The sequence below is a fragment of the Streptomyces sp. KM273126 genome, assembly GCF_004337435.2.
Lineage (GTDB): Bacteria > Actinomycetota > Actinomycetes > Streptomycetales > Streptomycetaceae > Streptomyces > Streptomyces acidicola.
In genome coordinates, this window is record NZ_SJXB02000002.1 from 1834170 (window position 1) to 1852255 (window position 18086).

14 protein-coding genes are annotated in these 18086 nt (G+C 71.1%); 10 read left to right on the forward strand and 4 right to left on the reverse strand.

What is annotated here, in order from left to right; all coding sequences use genetic code 11:
• Positions 1-18 precede the first annotated feature (18 nt).
• The 8 genes from E0500_RS38830 (at position 19) to E0500_RS38865 (ending at position 7772) form a co-directional block, all read left to right on the forward strand.
• Complete coding sequence (locus tag E0500_RS38830; RefSeq protein WP_131565273.1) at positions 19-1047, forward strand: amino acid ABC transporter permease; 1029 nt, start codon at positions 19-21, stop codon at positions 1045-1047.
• A complete protein-coding gene (locus E0500_RS38835) occupies positions 1044-1808 on the forward strand; it encodes an amino acid ABC transporter ATP-binding protein (protein ID WP_131565271.1) in 765 nt (254 codons plus the stop codon). The genes E0500_RS38830 and E0500_RS38835 overlap by 4 nt, the downstream gene beginning before the upstream one ends.
• Before the next feature lie 38 nt (positions 1809-1846).
• Positions 1847-2830, forward strand: coding sequence for an ABC transporter substrate-binding protein (locus tag E0500_RS38840; protein WP_131565269.1), 984 nt, complete (start codon positions 1847-1849; stop codon positions 2828-2830).
• A 136-nt stretch (positions 2831-2966) separates the two neighbouring features.
• Complete coding sequence (locus E0500_RS38845) at positions 2967-4220, forward strand: acyl-CoA dehydrogenase family protein (protein WP_131565267.1); 1254 nt, start codon at positions 2967-2969, stop codon at positions 4218-4220.
• 52 nt (positions 4221-4272) lie between these two features.
• On the forward strand, positions 4273-4731 hold the full coding sequence (locus E0500_RS38850; protein ID WP_131565265.1) for an Rrf2 family transcriptional regulator: 459 nt from the start codon (positions 4273-4275) through the stop codon (positions 4729-4731).
• Between the two features lie 109 nt (positions 4732-4840).
• Positions 4841-5002, forward strand: coding sequence for a hypothetical protein (locus tag E0500_RS38855; RefSeq protein WP_165935050.1), 162 nt, complete (start codon positions 4841-4843; stop codon positions 5000-5002).
• A gap of 91 nt (positions 5003-5093) precedes the next feature.
• The gene (locus E0500_RS38860; protein WP_131565263.1) at positions 5094-5978 is read left to right on the forward strand and encodes a glutathione S-transferase C-terminal domain-containing protein; all 885 of its coding nucleotides are present in this window, start codon (positions 5094-5096) and stop codon (positions 5976-5978) included.
• A gap of 153 nt (positions 5979-6131) precedes the next feature.
• Positions 6132-7772: an alpha/beta hydrolase gene (locus E0500_RS38865; protein ID WP_220141494.1), complete on the forward strand. Its 1641-nt coding sequence runs from the start codon at positions 6132-6134 to the stop codon at positions 7770-7772.
• Positions 7773-7775: 3 nt separating this feature from the next.
• On the opposite strand, the gene E0500_RS38870 is transcribed toward E0500_RS38865, so the two are convergent.
• From E0500_RS38870 to E0500_RS38885, 4 genes are all read right to left on the reverse strand, one after another.
• A complete protein-coding gene (locus tag E0500_RS38870) occupies positions 7776-9725 on the reverse strand; it encodes an APC family permease (RefSeq protein WP_131565259.1) in 1950 nt (649 codons plus the stop codon).
• A gap of 358 nt (positions 9726-10083) precedes the next feature.
• On the reverse strand, positions 10084-10962 hold the full coding sequence (locus E0500_RS38875; protein ID WP_131565257.1) for a geranyl diphosphate 2-C-methyltransferase: 879 nt from the start codon (positions 10960-10962) through the stop codon (positions 10084-10086).
• A 45-nt stretch (positions 10963-11007) separates the two neighbouring features.
• Positions 11008-12261 carry a family 2 encapsulin nanocompartment cargo protein terpene cyclase gene (locus E0500_RS38880; RefSeq protein WP_399121057.1) on the reverse strand — a complete coding sequence of 418 codons (1254 nt, stop codon included), beginning with the start codon at positions 12259-12261 and terminating at the stop codon, positions 11008-11010.
• A 140-nt stretch (positions 12262-12401) separates the two neighbouring features.
• Entirely contained in the window at positions 12402-13820 is a 1419-nt protein-coding gene (locus E0500_RS38885; protein ID WP_181587366.1) for a family 2B encapsulin nanocompartment shell protein, read from the reverse strand.
• 643 nt (positions 13821-14463) lie between these two features.
• Here E0500_RS38885 and E0500_RS38890 point away from each other — a divergent pair.
• Together E0500_RS38890 and E0500_RS38895 are read left to right on the forward strand one after the other, a co-directional pair.
• Positions 14464-16167: an ABC transporter ATP-binding protein gene (locus E0500_RS38890; RefSeq protein ID WP_131572008.1), complete on the forward strand. Its 1704-nt coding sequence runs from the start codon at positions 14464-14466 to the stop codon at positions 16165-16167.
• Complete coding sequence (locus E0500_RS38895) at positions 16164-18035, forward strand: ABC transporter ATP-binding protein (RefSeq protein WP_131572007.1); 1872 nt, start codon at positions 16164-16166, stop codon at positions 18033-18035. Before E0500_RS38890 ends, E0500_RS38895 begins: the two co-directional genes overlap by 4 nt.
• The last annotated feature ends 51 nt before the right edge of the window (positions 18036-18086 follow it).

Sequence of the window (18086 nt, forward strand, 5' to 3'; positions counted from 1 at the left end):
TTGAGCAGGAACACCACGATGGGACTCTCCACCGATTCCGCCGCCGCGCCACCGGGTACGGCGGCCCCGGGCGACAGCCCTGCGGCTCCGCCCGCCGCGTTCGACCTGGCCTCACTCAAGGTCGTCCCGGCCCGCCACTACGCCCGCTGGGTGGCGGCCGCCGCCGTGATCGTGCTGGTCGCCCAGTTCGCGCACGGCCTGATCACCAATCCCGTCTGGGAGTGGCACGTCTTCCGTGACTACGTCCTGTCGGAGACGATCGTCCAGGCGGTCGGCGTGACCCTCCAGCTCACCGCCTACGCCACGGTGCTGGGCTTCCTCCTGGGAACGGTCCTGGCCTTCATGCGGCTGTCGCGCAGCCCGGTGCTGCAGACCGTCTCCTGGACTTACATCTGGGTCTTCCGGTCGATCCCGATGATCGTCCAGCTGGTGTTCTGGTTCAACCTCAGTGCTCTGTACGACGAGTTGGGCGTCGGCATCCCCTTCGGGCCGGTGTTCTGGTCCGTCGACAGCAACAGCCTGATCGGCACCATCGGGGCGGCGCTCATCGGCCTGTCGCTGCACCAGGCCGCGTACGCCGCCGAGATCGTCCGCGGTGGTGTCATCGCCGTCGACCACGGGCAGTTGGAGGCCGCCGCCGCGCTCGGTATCCCGCGGCTCCGGCAGATCCGCCGGATCGTGCTGCCGCAGGCCATGCGCGGCATTCTGCCCACGGCCGGCAACGAGATCATCGGCCTGCTCAAGGGCACGTCCGTGGTCTACGTGATGGCGATCGGCGAGCTCTTCTACCAGGTGCAGGTCATCTACGGGCGCAACGGCCGGGTGATCCCGCTGTTGATGGTCGCCACCGCCTGGTACGTGGTCCTCACCTCGCTGCTGTCGATCGCGCAGTACTACGTGGAGCGGCGCTACGCCCGGGGCGCCAACCGCACCCCGCCGCCCACACCCGTCCAGCGCGCCCGTCGCCTCGTCCGTGGCCTGCGTGCCGCGGCGGCCCGGCGCGACCGGCCCGATGTCCCCTCGAAGACGGTGGGAGCCGACCGATGAGCGAGGTGATGGTGGACGTCCGCGGCGTCCACAAGAGTTTCGGCCCGCTGGAGGTGCTGCGCGGCGTCGACCTCCAGGTCCGTGCCGGCGAGGTCACCGTGATCCTCGGTCCGTCCGGCTCCGGCAAGTCCACGCTGCTGCGGACCATCAACCACCTGGAGAAGGTCAACCGCGGCTGGATCAGCATCGACGGCGAACTCATCGGCTACCGCCGCTCCGGCGGCAAGCTGCACGAGCTGAAGGAGAAGGAGGTTCTGAAGCAGCGTACGCACATCGGGTTCGTCTTCCAGAACTTCAACCTCTTCCCGCATCTGACCGTGCTGGAGAACCTCGTCGAGGCACCGGTCTCCGCGCTGCGCCGCCCGCGCACGGAGGCGGAGGAGACCGGCCGCCGGCTGCTGGAGAGGGTCGGGCTCGCGGACAAGACCGACGCCTACCCCCGGCAGTTGTCCGGAGGCCAGCAGCAGCGTGTCGCCATCGCCCGAGCACTCGCCCTCGAACCCAAGGTGCTGCTCTTCGACGAGCCCACCTCGGCGCTCGACCCTGAGCTGGTCGGTGAAGTCCTCGACGTCATCAAGGACTTGGCCGCCACCGGAACCACCATGATCGTCGTGACCCACGAGATCGGCTTCGCCCGCGAGGTCGCCGACACCGTGGTGTTCATGGACGACGGTGCCGTCGTGGAACAGGGACCGCCCGCGGCCGTCCTGGACGCCCCGCACCACGAACGCACCCGCGCCTTTCTGTCCAAGGTCCTCTGACCGACCCTCACCCCCTTCACTGTGCAAGGAGTACGACCATGTCCGTCAACCTCGCCCGCCGATCCGCCTCAGTCGCGGTGGGACTCGTCTCCGCCCTCGTCCTCTCCGCCTGCAGCAACCCCTCGGACGGCGGAACCACCGAGGTGGCGGACAGGACCGGCGCCCGCACGAAGATCAATCTGAGCCCGGACCAGAACCGGATCACCACCGACAAGGTCGACTCCATAGCCGCCGAGGTCCCCGAGGAGATCCGCAGGAGAGGAACGCTGGAGCTCGTCTCCTCGTCCGGCTCCGCCGCCCCGCTGACCTTCTACGCCACCGACAACAAGACCGTCATCGGCGTCGAGCCCGACATCGCCCACCTCGTCGCCGACGTGCTCGGCCTCAAGCCGCACATCAACACGGTGTCGTGGGAGAACATCTTCGTCGGCCTCGACAGCGCCAAGTACGACGCCGGCTTCAGCAACATCACCGTCACCGAGGAACGCAAGGAGAAGTACGACTTCGCCGGCTACCGCGAGGACAACCTGGGCTTCGAGGCGAAGAAGGGCAGCGGCCTGAAGGTCACCGGACCGAAGGACGTCGCGGGCAGGACCGTCGCCGTGAGCAGCGGCACCAACCAGGAGAAGCTGCTCATCGAGTGGAGCAGGGAGAACGAGAAGGCCGGCCTCAAGCCGGTGAACATCAAGTACTTCCAGAACGACAGCGACACCTACCTCGCCCTCCAGTCCGGTCGCATCGACCTCTACCTCGGCCCCAACCCCACCGCCGCCTACCATGCGGCCACCACCGGGAAGACCGAGGTCGTCGGCACCTACTCCGGAGCCGGGGCCACCCTCCAGGGACTCATCGCGGCCACCACCAAGAAGGACAGCGGACTGGTCGAACCGCTCGCCGACGCGCTCAACCACATCATCGAGAACGGCACGTACGCCAAGGTGCTGAAGCGCTGGGGCCTGTCCGACGAGGCCGTGACCAAGTCGGAGATCAACCCGCCCGGTCTGCCCAGGACCAACAAGTAACCACGAGGGCGCTCCCCTCGCGAACTCGCCATCGCGGAAGGCCGATCGGTCGCAATCCGGCCAGCTTCCCTAGTTTTCCTATCGATTTACTAGGGAAGCGTTGACCCGGTCATGGGGGTGGATGAGGATGGCGGACATGGTGCGGATTCGGTATGGCGGGCCGGCCGCGGGTGCGTGCCCGGCCGGGGGTGACGAAGCCGAGTCCGGACACGACCGCCGGCTGCACACGGCCCGCGAGGTGGCGGACGACCTGGCCACGGACGCGGTCGACCGTGAGCAGGCCGGGAAGGTGCCGCTCGACGAGGTCTCGCGGCTGCGTGAGGCGGGGTTGCTGACGCTGCTGACACCGGCCGAACACGGCGGGGGAGGCGCGGACTGGCGCACGGCCTACGCCGTCGTCCGGACGGTAGCGGCGGCCGACGGCGCCATCGGCCGGCTGCTGGGCTGTCACTACTTCCTGTCCTTCGGCGCACGGTTCTTCGCCGCTCCCGCTCTCGCCGCACGGGTCGAGCGGGAGTCGGCGGCGGGGCAGTGGTGCTGGGGCGGCGGCTTCGCCGCCGACGAGCCACCGCTGAGGCTGACCCCCACAGGAGACGGCTATCTGCTGGACGGCCGCCAGGACTACGCCTGTGGCGTCGCGGTCGCCGACCGGCTGGCGGTCCGTGCCGCACGGTCCGACACCGGCGAACCCCTGGCCGTCCTCGTCGATCCCGCCCGCCCCGGCGTGACCTGCGTCAGTGACGGGGACGTGTTCGGGCAGCGGCTGGCAGCCGGCGGCAGTGTCGAGTTCGACTCGGTGCAGGTCCCGGCCGGCGACGTGTTCGGCTCGCTCTCCTCGGACGAGGGCGTCCTGTCCCCGTTCGCCGGCCTGGCCGTACCGACGGCGCGTCTGGTCTCGGCCCAGTTCTGTCTCGGCATCGCCGACGGACTGCTCTGCGAAGCCCGCGAGTACAGCAGGGCCACACACGGCTCCCGGCAGCTGCCGGGCCAGGGGCCCTGGCCGGGCGGCCCGCCGCAGGACCCGTACACGCTGACCGCCTTCGGGGAACTCGCCGTCGCCGCACATGCCGCATCGGCGCTCGCCGACCAGGCGGTCGAGTTCCTGCTGTCCGGGCTCGCCCACGGCGAGGACGTCGGGGACGACGAGTGCGCGGAGATCACCGTCCTCGCGGGCGCCGCCGAGGCCGCCGCCGCCCGCGCGGCACAGGAGATCACCACACACGCTCTGGACGTCATCGGTGCCGGTGCGGCCTCCGCACGGCACGGATTCGACCGCTTCTGGCGCAACGCCCGCACCCACACCCTGCGCGAGCCCGTGGCCCCCCGGCTGCGCGAGGTCGGGGAGTACTGGCTGGGCGGCGCGCACCCGCCGTTCGTCCTCCCCGCCTGACAGACCATGCGGCCGGTGACGGAGCGACGCGGCGGTGGCGGATAATCGGGGCATGCGGATCTCGGCCAAGGCGGACTATGCGGTGCGGGCGGCGCTGGAGCTGGCGTCGGTAAGTGACGACGCGTCACTCAAGGCCGAGGCGATCGCCGCGGCGCAGGGCATTCCGCACAAGTTCCTCGAAGGCATCCTGGGCGACCTGCGCCGGGGCGGGCTCGTGGTCAGCCAGCGCGGCGGAAAGGGCGGCTACCGGCTGGCCCGGCCCGCGGACACGATCGCCATCGCCGACGTGATCCGGGTGGCGGACGGGCCGCTGGTGTCCGTACGAGGCGTGCGCCCGCCCGAGCTCTCCTATGTCGGCCCCGCGGAGTCGCTGCTGCCCCTGTGGATCGCGGTACGCGCCAACGTCCGCAAGATCCTGGGCGAGGTCACCCTGGCCGACGTGGCCACGGCCAAACTGCCCGATGAGGTCCAGGGGCTCGCCGAGGACCCGGAGGCGTGGACAAATCCCTGACCGGCCGGAGTCCCGATACCGAACCCGATCCGGGGCAGGTCCTCTTGACGGGAGCCCGCTACGGCCTGACACTCCACATGGGAATCCTAGTGAATCGGTAGGAAAAGTGATGGGGAGCTCGGGGCCGGTCTGTGCCAGTGACACCGCCCGCATCCATGCCGCCGTCCGTCTGCGGCCCCCGCTGACGTCCCGCCGCCACATCGATCTGCTGCGTGTGTGCAGCGCGGCGAGTCTCCCGCCCGTCGGCGGCGGCGCGCCCGCCCGCGCCTGACGCCCCCCGAACCCCGCATCCCCGGCCGCGCCGAGGCCGCCGCGCGCCGTCGCCGCAGTACGCCCGTGCCCGAAGACTCCCAGGGAGACGTATGTCCGCCACATCCCCCGCAGCCGTGCCGTCCTTCCGGAGCAGGATCGGCCGTGACGCGCGGAGCGGCTACTACGCCGTGCCGCACCGCTACCGGCTCCACCTCGCGCTGTCCTGTCCGTACGGCCTGGAGATCGCCGTCACCCACAGCCTGCTCGGCCTCGCCGACCGCCTGCCGGTGACGCTGCTGCCCGCCGTGCCCGACGCACCCGGCGGCGGGCACCAGGCGTTGCGCCCGCTGTACGACGCCAGTGAGCACCGGCACCGCGGCCCGGCCGTGGCGCCGGTGCTCAGCGACGACTGGACCGGACGGATCGTCAGCACCCACGCTCCCGACATCCTGCGGGACCTGACCCGCCTGCTCGGCGGCGACGGCCCCGTCCTCCACCCGCACGGTACGGAGGCCGCCGTCAGGGCCGTCGTCCGACTCTGCGAGCAGGACATCACCGCGTCCGCGCAGCGCGCGGGAGAGGCCGCCATCGATCCGGCGGTGCGCGAGGCGGCGCTCGCCACCCTGCTCCGCGCACTCGGCGAACTGGAGCGGCGGATCGCCTCGCACGCCTACGTGCTCGGAGGCCGGCTGACCGCCGCGGACGTACGGCTGTGGGTGACGCTGGTCCAGCTGGACACGGTGCACCGCCACCACCTGGACGCCGCCGCGGTGCACCGCATCGCCGGTCACCGGCAGCTGTGGACGTACGCACGACGCCTCACGGAGCACCCCGCGTTCGGTACGCACCTCGACCTCGACGGCATCGCCCGGCGCCACCACGCGCACTGCCGGGGCGCGGAGGCCGCGGGCGCGGCGACACAGATCGTGGACTGGGCGTCAGCGGATGCCGTGCCTGCGGACGCCCGCCACCAGCGCGATCACACTCCAGGCTGACACACCGCCGAACGGGCAATCCGGGGCGGCCTCCTCTTTTCCGGGGGACAGCCCCAGGGCGTCCCCGGGGGCGCCCTGGATTGTTGGGGCCCGGGGGTGAGGGGAGGCTGGTGCGACATGACGATCTCTCATTCGGTGCCATCGAGCGCTGCCTTGTCCCCTGCGTTATCACCACCCGCACGGCCGGAGCCGGACGCGCGGGCCTGGTCCGCCCCCGGACGGAGCCTGCGCCGCGTCACGCGTACCCTCGCCGTCGGCGCGCTCGCCGCGACCATGGGGATGGCCGTGAGCCCGACCCTCGCCCAGGCGTCACCCGAGCGGTCCCCGAGCCCGGCGACCGCCGTGACCGGCGATGACCCCGCCTCCCTGCGCCGCTTCGTCGAACAGCGTCCGAGCTGGACGGCCTGCGACCACAAGGAGCTGGACGAGGCAGGTGCCCGCTGCGCCACGATTCGGGTGCCGCTGGACTACCGGCACCCCGAGGGACGCACCCTGACCATCGGCTTCTCCCGCATCAAGGCCACCGACACCAGGAACCGCATCGGGCTGATGATGCACAACTCCGGCGGCCCCGGCGGAATCACGCTCGACATGCCGCTGCTCGACGCGCCCGCGATGGGCAAGGAACTGGCCGCCCGCTACGACCTGATCGGCATGGACCCGCGCGGCGTCGGCCGCAGCAGTCCCCTGCGCTGCGGCACCTCCGGGCACTGGCTGCGCTCCGCCGGGTACGACACCGCCGGGTTCCGGGCCCAGGCCCGCTACGAGGCGGACCTGGTGAAGAGCTGTCAGCGCGTCTACGGCAAGGACCTGTCGTACCTCGGGCACTTCACCACCCGTAACACCGCCCGTGACATGGACCTGCTCCGGGCGGTGCTGGGCGAGCGGAAGACCTCGTACTTCGGGATCTCGTACGGCACGTACCTCGGCGCGGTCTACGCAAAGATGTTCCCGAGCCGTGTCGACCGGCTGCTGCTGGACAGCGCGATCGACCCGGCCCAGTGGTACGTCGCGGGGTTCCGGGACGCGACCGCGGCGAACGAGGCGTACCTCGACACATGGGCGGCGTGGGCAGCCCGCCGCCACGACACCTACGGGCTCGGCGACTCGGCCGCGAAGGTCCGGGCGACCGTCGAGGGAATCGCCCGGCAAGCCGCCCGCACTCCGCTCAAGGTGGGCCCGTACACCGCCGACGGCCAGCAGGTACCGCAGGCACTGGGGATGACCATGGCCGACGACCGGGAGTTCGCGCGGACCGCCGAGACTGTCCGGGTCCTGTACGACGCGGCGCTCGGCCGTACCGTCGAACCGACCGAGACTCTGCGGGCGGCGCTCGGCCCGCCGGACGACGAGGCTGAGGTCCAGAACTCCCTGCAGATGGCCCTGCAGTGCGCGGACCGTGCCGCACCGCGCGACCTGTCCTGGTACCGGGACAACGTCGAGCGCAGCCGCGCGACGGCACCGCTCTTCGGGCCGGTGTTCAACGGTGTGCACCCGTGCGCGTTCTGGCCGAGTGAGCCGATCGAGCCGCCCGTGACCAGCGGCAACGATGTGCCGGGCCTGATCGTGCAGGCCACCGGCGACACGCGCACCAGCTACGCCAACGGGCAGGGGCTCCACCAGAAGATGCCGAACTCCCGTCTGATCACCCTGAAGGCCCAGGTGCACGGCGTCTACGCCCTCTACCCGAACCGCTGTGTCCACCAGCAGGTCAACGACTACCTCCGTACGGGCGAACTGCCCGCACGGGACACGACCTGCGAGAAGGACCCGGCGGACGCCGTCGGCCGCTGAGCCTCAGCCCACGTGGACGTGAGGCCGGCGCGAGCGGTCGTGTTCGGCCTCACGCAGGACCTCGCGGGTGACGGGCGCGACCTCGCCCTGACCGAAGAGGATGAAGCGGAGGAAGTTGTGGAAGGGGCTGCCCTCGGTCCACTCGAAGTAGATGTGCGGGATCTGGCCGGTGGTGTCCCGGGCGTGGAGGAGCAGGGCCGCCAGCGCGTTGGGGATCGAGGAGCTCTCCATGGTCAGGACCCGGTAGCGGCCGTGCAGGACCTCGCCGCGCACGGTGAGGCTCGTCTCGAACTCTGACGGGTCCGTGACCGTGACCTCGACGAACACGAAGTCCTCTGGCGCCGGGAGGTCGTTGTCGTGACGGATCTGCTCGATCTTGTCGCGGTACTCGGCGAGGTCCCGGCTGTCCGGCTCGTTGGCGATGAACCGTATGGTGCGGCTGGCGACGTCCCGGACGAACCGCTGCGCCATGTCGTCCAGCTCGACGCTGGTGACGCGGAGTTCGAAGGCGCGGGCGAGCCGGGAGAGCAAGGACACGAGGATGATGCCGGCGATGAAGCAGGCGCCGATCTTCACACCGTCGGGGCGCTCGATGACGTTCAGCACCGTGGTGTAGAGGAACACGGCGGAGATGATTGCGAACCCGATGGTCCAGTTCCGCTGACGGGCCTTGCGCGAGGCGATGGTCACGGCGATCGCCGCCGAGGAGATCAGGACCAGCACACCCGTGGCGTACGCGCCGGCCTGGGCGTCCACGTTCGCGTCGAAGATCCAGGTGACGAGGAAGCCGATCAGGGTGAAGACGATCACCATGGGGCGGACGGCGCGGGCCCAGTGCGGGGCCATGCCGTAGCGGGGCAGATAGCGCGGCATCAGGTTCAGCAACCCGGCCATCGCGGAGGCGCCGGCGAACCAGAGGATGGCGATCGTCGACACGTCGTAGACGGTGCCGAACGTGTTGCCCAGGTACTCGTGTGCGAGAAAGGCGAGGGCACGGCCGTTGGCCTTGCCGCCGGGCTGGAACTCCTTCGCCGGGATGAGCAGGGTGGTGATGAAGCTCGTGGTGATCAGGAACACGCTCATGATCACTGCGGCGGTGGTCAGGAGCTTCTTCGTGTCCCGGATCCGGCCGACGGGTCTGTCCTCGGTATCGCCGGGGTCGCCCTGGACGTGCGGCATCACCGCCACGCCGGTTTCGAACCCGGACAGGCCCAGCGCCAGCTTCGGGAAGACCAGCAGGGCCACCCCTACCATCACAAAAACGTTTCCGCGCTGGGCGGTCAGGGCGGTGGTCCAGTCCGTGACCACATGCTCCGCGCTGAGGACGTGCCAGAGCCCGGTCACCACGACGACCGCGTTGAGCGTGAGATAGACCGCCACCAGTGCGAAGGCGACGCCGATCGCCTCCAGGAAGCCCTTGAGGAACACCGCGCCCAGCAATGCGACCAGGATCAGGGTGATCAGCATCTGCTTGCCGTGCAGTACGTCGGCCAGATGGGGGTTCTCCACCAGGTGCGTGGAGGCGTCGGCCGCCGAGAGAGTGATGGTGATCAGGAAGTCCGTCGCGGCGAACCCGAGCAGCGTGAGGACGAACAGCTTGCCCTTCCAGAACGTGAGCAGCCGTTCAAGGATCGCGATCGACCCCTGCCCGTGCGGGCTCTCCTCGGCCACCCGCCGGTACACCGGCAGCGCGCCGGCCAGAGTGACGAGCACCAGCACGACGGTGGCCACGGGCGACAGCAGTCCGGCCGCGAGCGCGGCGATGCCGGGCTGGTAGCCGAGGGTGGAGAAGTAGTCGACCCCGGTCAGACACATCACGCGCCACCACGGCCGGCCCTGGTGCGGGGCCTCGGTCTGGGCGTGCGGTACGTGCTGGGCCCCCGGCATGTCGGAGAGGCCCTCCAGCATCCACCTCCGCAGCCGGCTCGGCGGCGGGTGTTCGGTGGCGGCCATCGACGTGCTCTCCTGATGTGCGGCGCGGTGCGGGGTGCGGCCGTCACGCGGACGGCGCCACCAGCGTAAGCGGAGAGTGACGCATGGGCCCGTTGATGAGGCGTTCGATGACGTCAAACTTGCGTTAAGAGTGGCTTGTCGGGTGATACCTGGATGTCGGCAGTGCACCAGGATGGGGATTTTCATGGCCAAGCCGGAGTGGGCAAATCGGTGTGTACTGCTCCGTCCGGAGGTGCGGGGCCGCGTCGTTCCGGAGCGCAGGTGGATACACGGCGTCACGTGTCCGCCGTGCCGGGGCTGTGCCGGTGTCACCCGGAACGATGCCGGTCACGGCGGACGTGTGACGCCGTCCGCTGAGTCAGACGCGGTCGGCCGCGATCAGCAGGTACTGGAAGCTGCCGTTCTCGTAGGCGCTCAGGAAGGTGTCCTCGATGCCCGTGACCAGGTGGTCGGCCTGCTTGCGCAGCTCCCAGTAGGGGATCGTCGCGGCGGTCAGGTCCTCGACATGGACCGGGACGAGGCGGTTGCGGGCCATGGCGCGGAAGTACTCCGACCGTGGGTGGATGTCGCAGATGTAGTGGGCGTTGATGAGGGACACCTCGCGCGAGGCGCGCCCATAGGTGTCGTTGTAGCAGCCGGTGATCGTCACATAGCGTCCGCCGCGGCGCAGCAGCCGGGCGTGCTCGGCGAACAGCAGGTCCAGCTCCACGTACATGGTGGACTCGTTGTTCCAGGACGCGGCGTACGCGCCGGACTTCAGGCCCGTGTCGAGCATGTTGCGATGGTGGTAGCGAACCCGGTCGTCGATGCCCCGCCTACGCGCCTCCTCGTTTGCGAAGTCGGCCTGCTTCCGGGAGATCGTGACACCGTCGGCGTGGCAGCCGTACCGCAGATGGGCCACCACACTGCCGCCGCCGCGCCCGCAGCCGGCGTCGAAGACGCGGTCGGCGGGGGAGAGGGGGCCGAGGTGGGAGGCGAGCAGTTCGGCCTGGGCCTGCTCCAGACGGTGCAGCTCGGCGGTGATGCGCTCCCCGCGCGTCGCCGGGTCGGTGCCGTCATCGAGGACGGTCCAGTCGACGCCTCCGACGCCGTAGTGGTGGTGGTACAGGTCGTCGATCTTCCCGAGTTCGAGGTTGACCGGGTTCTCCTCGGCGTTCCAGTAGTCCGCGACGCGGGTCTGGTACCTGGACTGGGTCGGCACCGTCGTGGCTGCCGGGGTGGTGTCGATGATGGTCAACAGTTGCTCCTCGTGGTGCGGTGGGGCGTCGGCCAGGGCCGCGCGTTACCAGTAGTCGGGCAGGTGGTAGCGGTGGGAGTTGGTGGCATGCCACTCGTGGTTGCCGGACACCCAGGCGGCGAGGCCGTGGGCGTAGCGCTCGACCAGGGGTGAGGTGGCGGACAGGACCGCGGACTCCTCCTCGAACGCCGCCATGATCCGGTTGTGGATCTCGACCGCCTTCAGGTAGGCGGTCTTCAGGCCGCACCGTTCGTTGGCGGCGATGACCTGGGGCAGGTTCAGATGGGTCGGATCGGCGGCCAGCTCCTTGGTGAAGGAGTACAGGTCGTTGACGATGGTGGTGGCATTGCAGGCGAGGGCGGTGATCCGCTGGATCTCGGGCCGGGCGTAGACCGCCTCGGGCAGTTCGTAGCCGTCCACGGCGTCGACGATCGACAGACAGGGCCGGAAGTTGTTGAACTGCCGCATCACCAGGTACTCCCACACCTGCGGGACGTACCGGATCTCGGACCAGGCGGCCTCGGCCAGGTAGCCCATGTGCAGGCGGGCGATGTCGTGCACGAACCGGTCGGTCTGGCTGGGGGTGGCGAAAGCGGCGTAGTCGCGCAGAGCGAAGTGGTATGAGCGGAGCGGTCCGTCGGCCCGCACGCCGCCACGCCACTCCTCCTCCAGCTCGGGGGTGCCGTGGTACGGATCGAGCGCCGACTGAGCCATGATCAGCCGGCCGCCCAGCCCGCGCGGCGAGCCGCCCTTGCCCTCGTCCGCCTCGCAGTAGCAGTTGTCGACGATGTTCTCCGCGAGCAGCAACTTGCCGGCCACCGTGAGGCGTTCGAGGTCGGCGGCGCCCGGATGCTGGAGGACGACGGCCCGGCCGAACTGGAACCCCGAGAAGTCCCCCGTCCAGGCGGGCGGGAACAGGTCCAGCCCACGGGCCCAGGCCTCCAGCCGGCCGTCGATCTCCGCGGCCTTCCCGGGGTCGGCGGGGACGGCGGGCCGGTACCGCAGCCCGGGAATCGCCCCGCCACGCCGGCCCCGGGCGGCGAACGCGGGGTGGGGCGGTCCGGGCAGCCGGAACGTGGGCGCCGTCTCCGGCGGCCGTGATGTGGCAGGGGACGGTGACGACGGGGCACCGGGGCTGGGTGAGGGTGTGGTGCGGGTGACGCGGGGTGGCCCGGGTGGCCGGAATGGTGGCGCTGTCTCCGGCAGCCGTGGTGTGGCCGAGGTGGGTGGTGTGGGTGGTGGTGGGGCTTCGGGGCCGGCTGCCGGTGCCCGCCGGGTGAGGACGGGTGGTCCGGGCAGCCGGAACGGTGGCCGTGCCGTCGGCGGGGATGGTGCGTCCGGGGCCGGGGCCGGGGGCGGGGCCCCGGAACCGGCCGCCAGGGCGGTCGGCGCGGATGGCGCGGACGGTGCCGACGGTGTGGAGGGTGCGGATGGTGCGCTCATTCCGCGGTCCGTCCGACCTGCACGTTCTCCAGAATCCCCGCGGCGTCGGGCACGAGGATGGCCATCGAGTAGTAGGCGGTGACCAGGTAGTTCATGATCGCCATGGTGTCTACGCTCATGAACCGGACGTTCAGAGAGGGCTCGTACTCCTCGGGGATGCCGGTCTGGTGGAGGCCGACGACTCCCTGGTCCTTCTCTCCGGTGCGCAGCGCGATGATGCTGCTGGTGTGCTGCGGACTGATCGGGATCTTGCCGCACGGAAAGATCGGAACGCCGCGCCACGCGGGCACCTCGTGCCCGTCGACGTTCACGGTGCCGGGCACCAGACCGCGTCGGTTGCACTGCCGGAAGAACGCTGCGATCGCCTTCGGATGGGCGAGGAACAGCCGGGTCTTGCGCCGCATCGACAACAGCTCGTCCATGTCGTCCGGCGTCGGGGGACCGGAGAAGGTGCTGGTGCGCTGGGCGTAGTCGACGTTGTGCAACAGCCCGAACTCGCGGTTGTTGACCAGCTCCCACTCCTGGCGTTCCCGGATCTCCTCGATGGTCAGCCGGAGTTGCTGCTCGGTCTGGTTCATCGGGTTGTTGTAGAGGTCGGCGACCCGGGTGTGGACGCGCAGCACCGTCTGGGTGAGCGACAGTTCGTACTCGCGCGGCGAGAGGTCGTAGTCGACGAAGCCGCCCGGGAGGATCGGCTCGCCCACGTGTCCCGCCTGCACGGGGACGTCGGCCTCGCCCTTGCGGTTCATGGGCCGGCTCTGCTGCTCCGCGAAGGCGTCCAGGTGCGCGGCGAGGGACGGTGTGCGCTCGACGAGCGCCGTGAGCGTGTCCCAGTTGAGGGCCAGCACCACGCCGGGGGTTTCGGCGCGCACCGAACTCAGCCACAGCGGGTCGTCCCGGCCGACGGCCTCGTCGCCCATGCCGTCGCCGTCGGTGATGACCCCGATGACCTCCTCCTCGCCGTACTTGCCCGTGGTGTAACGGGTGAGCCGGCCGTGTACGACGAGATACGCCTCCGTCACGGGCTGCCCCGCGTCGACGAGGACCTGGCCGGCGCGCACCTCCCGCACCCGGAACTTCGAGGCGATCTCCCGCAGCGCCGCGGTGTCGGAGTAGCCGCGCAGGGCTGGCAGTTCGGTCAGCGTCTCAGGGATCACCTTGATGTCGTCGGCGCCGTTGTGGTCGAACTGCACCCGTCCCCGGCCGACGCTCAGCTGAAGACGGCGGTTTACCCGGTAGGTGCCGCCCTTGACGTCGACCCACGGCAGCATCTTGAGCAGCCATCGTGAGGTGATGGCCTGCATCTGGGGTTCGGACTTGGTCGTCGTGGCGAGCTGGCGTGCCGCCTGGGTGCTGAGACTGGTGAACTGCTGTTCGTCGGTGGCGCTTTCCGGGGCGCTTTCCGGTGCGGACACATTCCCTCCGATTACGTGGGCGGACCTGGGCGGACGTGAGGTGGACGTAGGCGGACACAGCCCTGGCCTTCGGCGGCGAGTGACGGGGCATCCGTGGGTGAGGGCGCGCCACGGCTGAGCCGCGGACTGGCGCTTCGCGATCTCCCGGGGCGGTTACGGCGCGGGGCAGCGGGTCCCGCGGAGGCCTGGGGAGTGGGTGGGTTCACCGAGGCGGTGGAGCTCGAAGACGGGTTCTGGGGAGCGGGACGCCATGGTGGGACCTCGTGACGGTGCGTGCGGCTGGGCTGTGTGCGTTGCCCGTCAAGCCAAACAGTCATGGCTGGCGGCCGGGAACAGCGTGAAAGGGGCGCCTTCGTGCTACGGAGGTGCATTTCCACGGAGTGAGGCAGCCCCCGCGACGGGCCCGCGCCTCCCACGCCGGTCGCCCATGCCCTGTGCACCCGGCGCAGTGGGGCGCACGTACACGCGACGGCTGCCGCCGAGGCGCACACGCGGCATGGGTGCGCCCCGGTCGGCCCGATCGGACGACGGTGCCTTCACTTCCTCAGATGACGCCTCCTCAGGACTGGCTCAGGACAGGAAAGTTGGTTAGCCTTACCTAAATTCTTCACGAGGGTCACCTGTGTACGGTTCCGGAGGATGCGTGAGGCGAGCGGACCCGCCGGGACGGGACGTTCTGTGGGGCGCGGTCGGAGGTCAACGCCGGGCCGTCGTGTTCGGCGCGGTCCTGGGCATGGGCCATCAGGCCGGTGAGGCCCTCGTGCCGCTGCTCATCGGACTGGCCATCGACCGGGGAGCCGTGGACGGTGACGTCGCCGGTCTCCTGGGGTGGCTCGGGATCCTGGCCGCCGTCTACGTCGGACTCTCCTTCAGCTTCCGTTACGGCGCACGGGCCGGCGAAGGCGCCTCCCTCACCGCCGCGCATCACCTCCGCACCGCGCTGGTCGGCCGCATCCTCGCCCAGGAGGGCGGCGCGGAGGACGGGCGGCTGCCCGGAGAGCTCGTGAACACCGCCACCGAGGACGCCAAACGGGTCGGCGCCGTCACCCTGGCCCTCATCTTCGGGATCGCGGCCGCCACCGGGGTGGCCGTCAGCGCGGTCGTCCTGCTGCGCGTGTCCCTCACCCTCGGCCTCCTCGTCCTGCTGGGCACCCCGCTGCTGCTGTGGCTGGGCCACCTGCTGAGCAAGCCCCTGGAACGGCGCAGCGGGGCCGAGCAGGAGCGCGCGGCACAGGCCTCCGGCGTCGCGGCCGACCTGGTGGCCGGGCTCCGCGTCCTCAAGGGCATCGGCGCCGAACCGGCGGCCGTCGCCCGCTACCGCCGCATCAGCCAGGACTCGCTGACCGCCACTCTGCGCGCTGCCCGAGCGGAGGCCTGGCAGAACGGCGTCGTCACGCTCCTCACCGGAGTCTTCCTCGCGCTGGTGGCGCTCGTCGGCGGCCGGCTCGCCGCTCGCGGCGACATCGGCCTCGGCGAACTGGTCTCGTCCGTCGGCCTCGCCCTGTTCCTCATGGGCCCGCTCTCCGAGTTCTCCTGGGTCAACGCGCAGTTCGCGCAGGGCCGTGCCTCCGCCACCCGTATCGCGGAGATCCTCGGCGCCGAGCCCGCCGTGCCGCCCGGCCCCGCGTCCGGCGGGCCCGTGCTGCGCCGGGTGGAAGGCCGGCTGAGGCTGCGCGGACTGTCGTACGGGACGCTGCGCGAGGTGGACCTCGACATCGCCCCCGGTGAGACCGTCGGCATCGCCACGGGCGACCCCGCCGACGCCTCGGCGCTGCTGCGCTGCCTCGGCCGCCGCACGGACCCTGACACCGGAGCCGTCGAGCTCGACGGCACCGACCTCACCGCGCTCGGCCTGGCGGAGGCGCGCGCCGCGATCCTCGTCGCCGAACACGACGCGGACCTGTTCGAGGGCACCCTCCGCGACAACGTCAGCGCCGCGGCACCCGTCGCAGCGGACCTCGGGCCCGCAATGGCGGCATCGAGCACGGACGAGGTGGCCCGCGCCCTGCCCGACGGCGCCGACACGGCCGTCACCGCGCGCGGACGCTCCCTCTCCGGCGGACAGCGTCAACGAGTGGCCCTCGCCCGGGCGTTGGCCTCCGACGCCCCCGTCCTCGTCCTCCACGAGCCCGCCACCGCCGTCGACGCCGTCACGGAGGCCCGGATAGCCGCCGGGATCAGGGAGGTCCGCCGAGGCCGTACGACCGTCCTCGTCACCAACAGCCCCGCCCTGCTCGCCGTGACCGACCGGGTCGTCCTCCTCGACTCCGGCCGCATCGCCGCGACGGGCGGCCATGAACACCTGGTCCACGACCATGTCGCCTACCGGACTGCGGTCCTCGCATGACCGGCCGGCAACCGGGTAACCAGGCACCCCACGAGGCATCCGACCAGGCCGAGCCGTCGCTGCTCCCCGTCGCCTCGCCCGCGCGCACCCGCGCGGCCGTCGTCGAACTCGTGCGCCCGCACCGGGCGTTGGCGCTGACCGCGGTCGCCGTCATGGTCGGCGCCACCGCCGTCGGCCTGCTCGTGCAGCCCCTGTTGGGCCGGATCGTCGACCTGGCCGCCGACCGGGGACCGGCCGACGCGATCACGACCACCGCGGCGCTTCTCGCGGCCGTCGCCGTGGTGCAGGGCCTCAGTACCGGGCTCGGCCTGTCCCTGGTGTCCCGGCTGGGCGAGACGACCCTGGCCCGGTTGCGCGAACGGTTCGTGGAACGGGCCCTGGACCTGCCGCTGGAGCGGGTCGAGAGGGCGGGTTCCGGAGACCTGACGGCCAGGGTCACCGCCGACGTGTCCCTCATCGCCGAGGCCGTACGGGGCGCCCTGCCGGAACTGGCCCGTTCACTCCTCACCATCGTGCTCACCCTGGGTGCCCTCGCCCTGCTCGACTGGCGGTTCCTGCTGGCCGCGCTGCTCGCCGTGCCGGTGCAGGCGGCCACCGCGCGCTGGTACATCGGCCGCGCGATCCCCCTGTACGCCGAGCAGCGCACGGCGGGCAGTGTCCAGCAGCAGCAACTGCTCGACACCATCGGCGGCAGCTCCACCGTGCGGGCGTTCCGGCTGGAGCGCGAGCACATCGCGCGGGTCACCGAGCGGTCCTGGTCACTGGTGGGTCTGACGATGCGCGGGGTGCGGCTCGTGCTGGGCTTCTACAGCCGGCTGCACATCGCCGAGTACATCGGGCTCGCCGCCGTCCTCGTCACCGGGTACTGGCTGGTCCGAGACGGTTCGGCCGGCATCGGCACGGCGACCGCCGCGGCCCTGTACTTCCACAGCCTCTTCGGCCCCGTCAACGCCGCCCTCGTCCTGCTCGACGACGCCCAGTCGGCCACGGCGGGCCTGGCCCGGCTCGTCGGCGTCACCGACGAGCCGCCGCCCGCACGGCCGACCCGGCCCGTCGTCCCGGAGACCGCCGAGGTCACCGTGAGCGGGGTCGGTCATGCCTACCGCAGCGGACATCCCGTCCTGCGCGGTATCGATCTGACGATCCGTCACGGAGAGCGGGTGGCCCTCGTCGGCGCCAGCGGAGCGGGCAAGACGACCCTGGCCCGACTCGTCGCCGGGATCCAGCCGCCCACCACCGGAACCGTCCTGATCGGCGGGGTCCCACCGACCGAGCTCGGCCCGGCCGCCAACGGCAGCACGGTCTCCCTGATCACCCAGGAGACCCATGTCTTCGCGGGCCCGCTCGCCGACGACCTCCGCCTCGCCAGGCCCGACGCCACCGACGACGAACTGCGGGCCGCCCTCGACCGCGTCGAGGCCCTCGCCTGGGCGGAGGCGCTGCCCGACGGCCTCGACACCGTGGTCGGCGACGGCGGACACCGGATCGGCGGAGCGCAGACGCAGGCCCTCGCGCTGGCCCGGTTGATCCTCGCCGATCCGCCGCTCGTGATCCTCGACGAGGCCACCGCCGAAGCGGGCAGCGCCGGGGCGCGCGCCCTGGAGAAGGCTGTCTCCTGTGCCGTGGACGGCCGCACCGCGCTGATCGTCGCCCACCGCCTCAGCCAGGCGGCGGCCGCCGACCGCATCGTCGTCATGGACTCCGGACGCATCGTCGAGACCGGCACCCACGACGAACTGCGCGTCGCCAGAGGTGCGTACGCGGCCCTCTGGAAGGCGTGGTCCGACAACCGGGACACGGGCACAGACGATGCCCACGGCACTGATCCCCGTCGCACTGATCACGACGACGTTCACCGCACCGGCTGAGAGACGCACGACACCGGCTCGCAGTTCCCCCCCGCACCCCTCCGCACCTCC

Bases quoted from the DNA above. Each gene is read 5' to 3' on its own strand.
- E0500_RS38830 (WP_131565273.1), top strand. From the start codon at position 19: ATGGGACTCTCCACCGATTCCGCCGCCGCGCCACCGGGTACGGCGGCC.
- E0500_RS38835 (WP_131565271.1), top strand. From the start codon at position 1,044: ATGAGCGAGGTGATGGTGGACGTCCGCGGCGTCCACAAGAGTTTCGGC.
- E0500_RS38840 (WP_131565269.1), top strand. From the start codon at position 1,847: ATGTCCGTCAACCTCGCCCGCCGATCCGCCTCAGTCGCGGTGGGACTC.
- E0500_RS38845 (WP_131565267.1), top strand. From the start codon at position 2,967: ATGGTGCGGATTCGGTATGGCGGGCCGGCCGCGGGTGCGTGCCCGGCC.
- E0500_RS38850 (WP_131565265.1), top strand. From the start codon at position 4,273: ATGCGGATCTCGGCCAAGGCGGACTATGCGGTGCGGGCGGCGCTGGAG.
- E0500_RS38855 (WP_165935050.1), top strand. From the start codon at position 4,841: ATGGGGAGCTCGGGGCCGGTCTGTGCCAGTGACACCGCCCGCATCCAT.
- E0500_RS38860 (WP_131565263.1), top strand. From the start codon at position 5,094: ATGTCCGCCACATCCCCCGCAGCCGTGCCGTCCTTCCGGAGCAGGATC.
- E0500_RS38870 (WP_131565259.1), bottom strand. From the start codon at position 9,725: ATGGCCGCCACCGAACACCCGCCGCCGAGCCGGCTGCGGAGGTGGATG.
- E0500_RS38895 (WP_131572007.1), top strand. From the start codon at position 16,164: ATGACCGGCCGGCAACCGGGTAACCAGGCACCCCACGAGGCATCCGAC.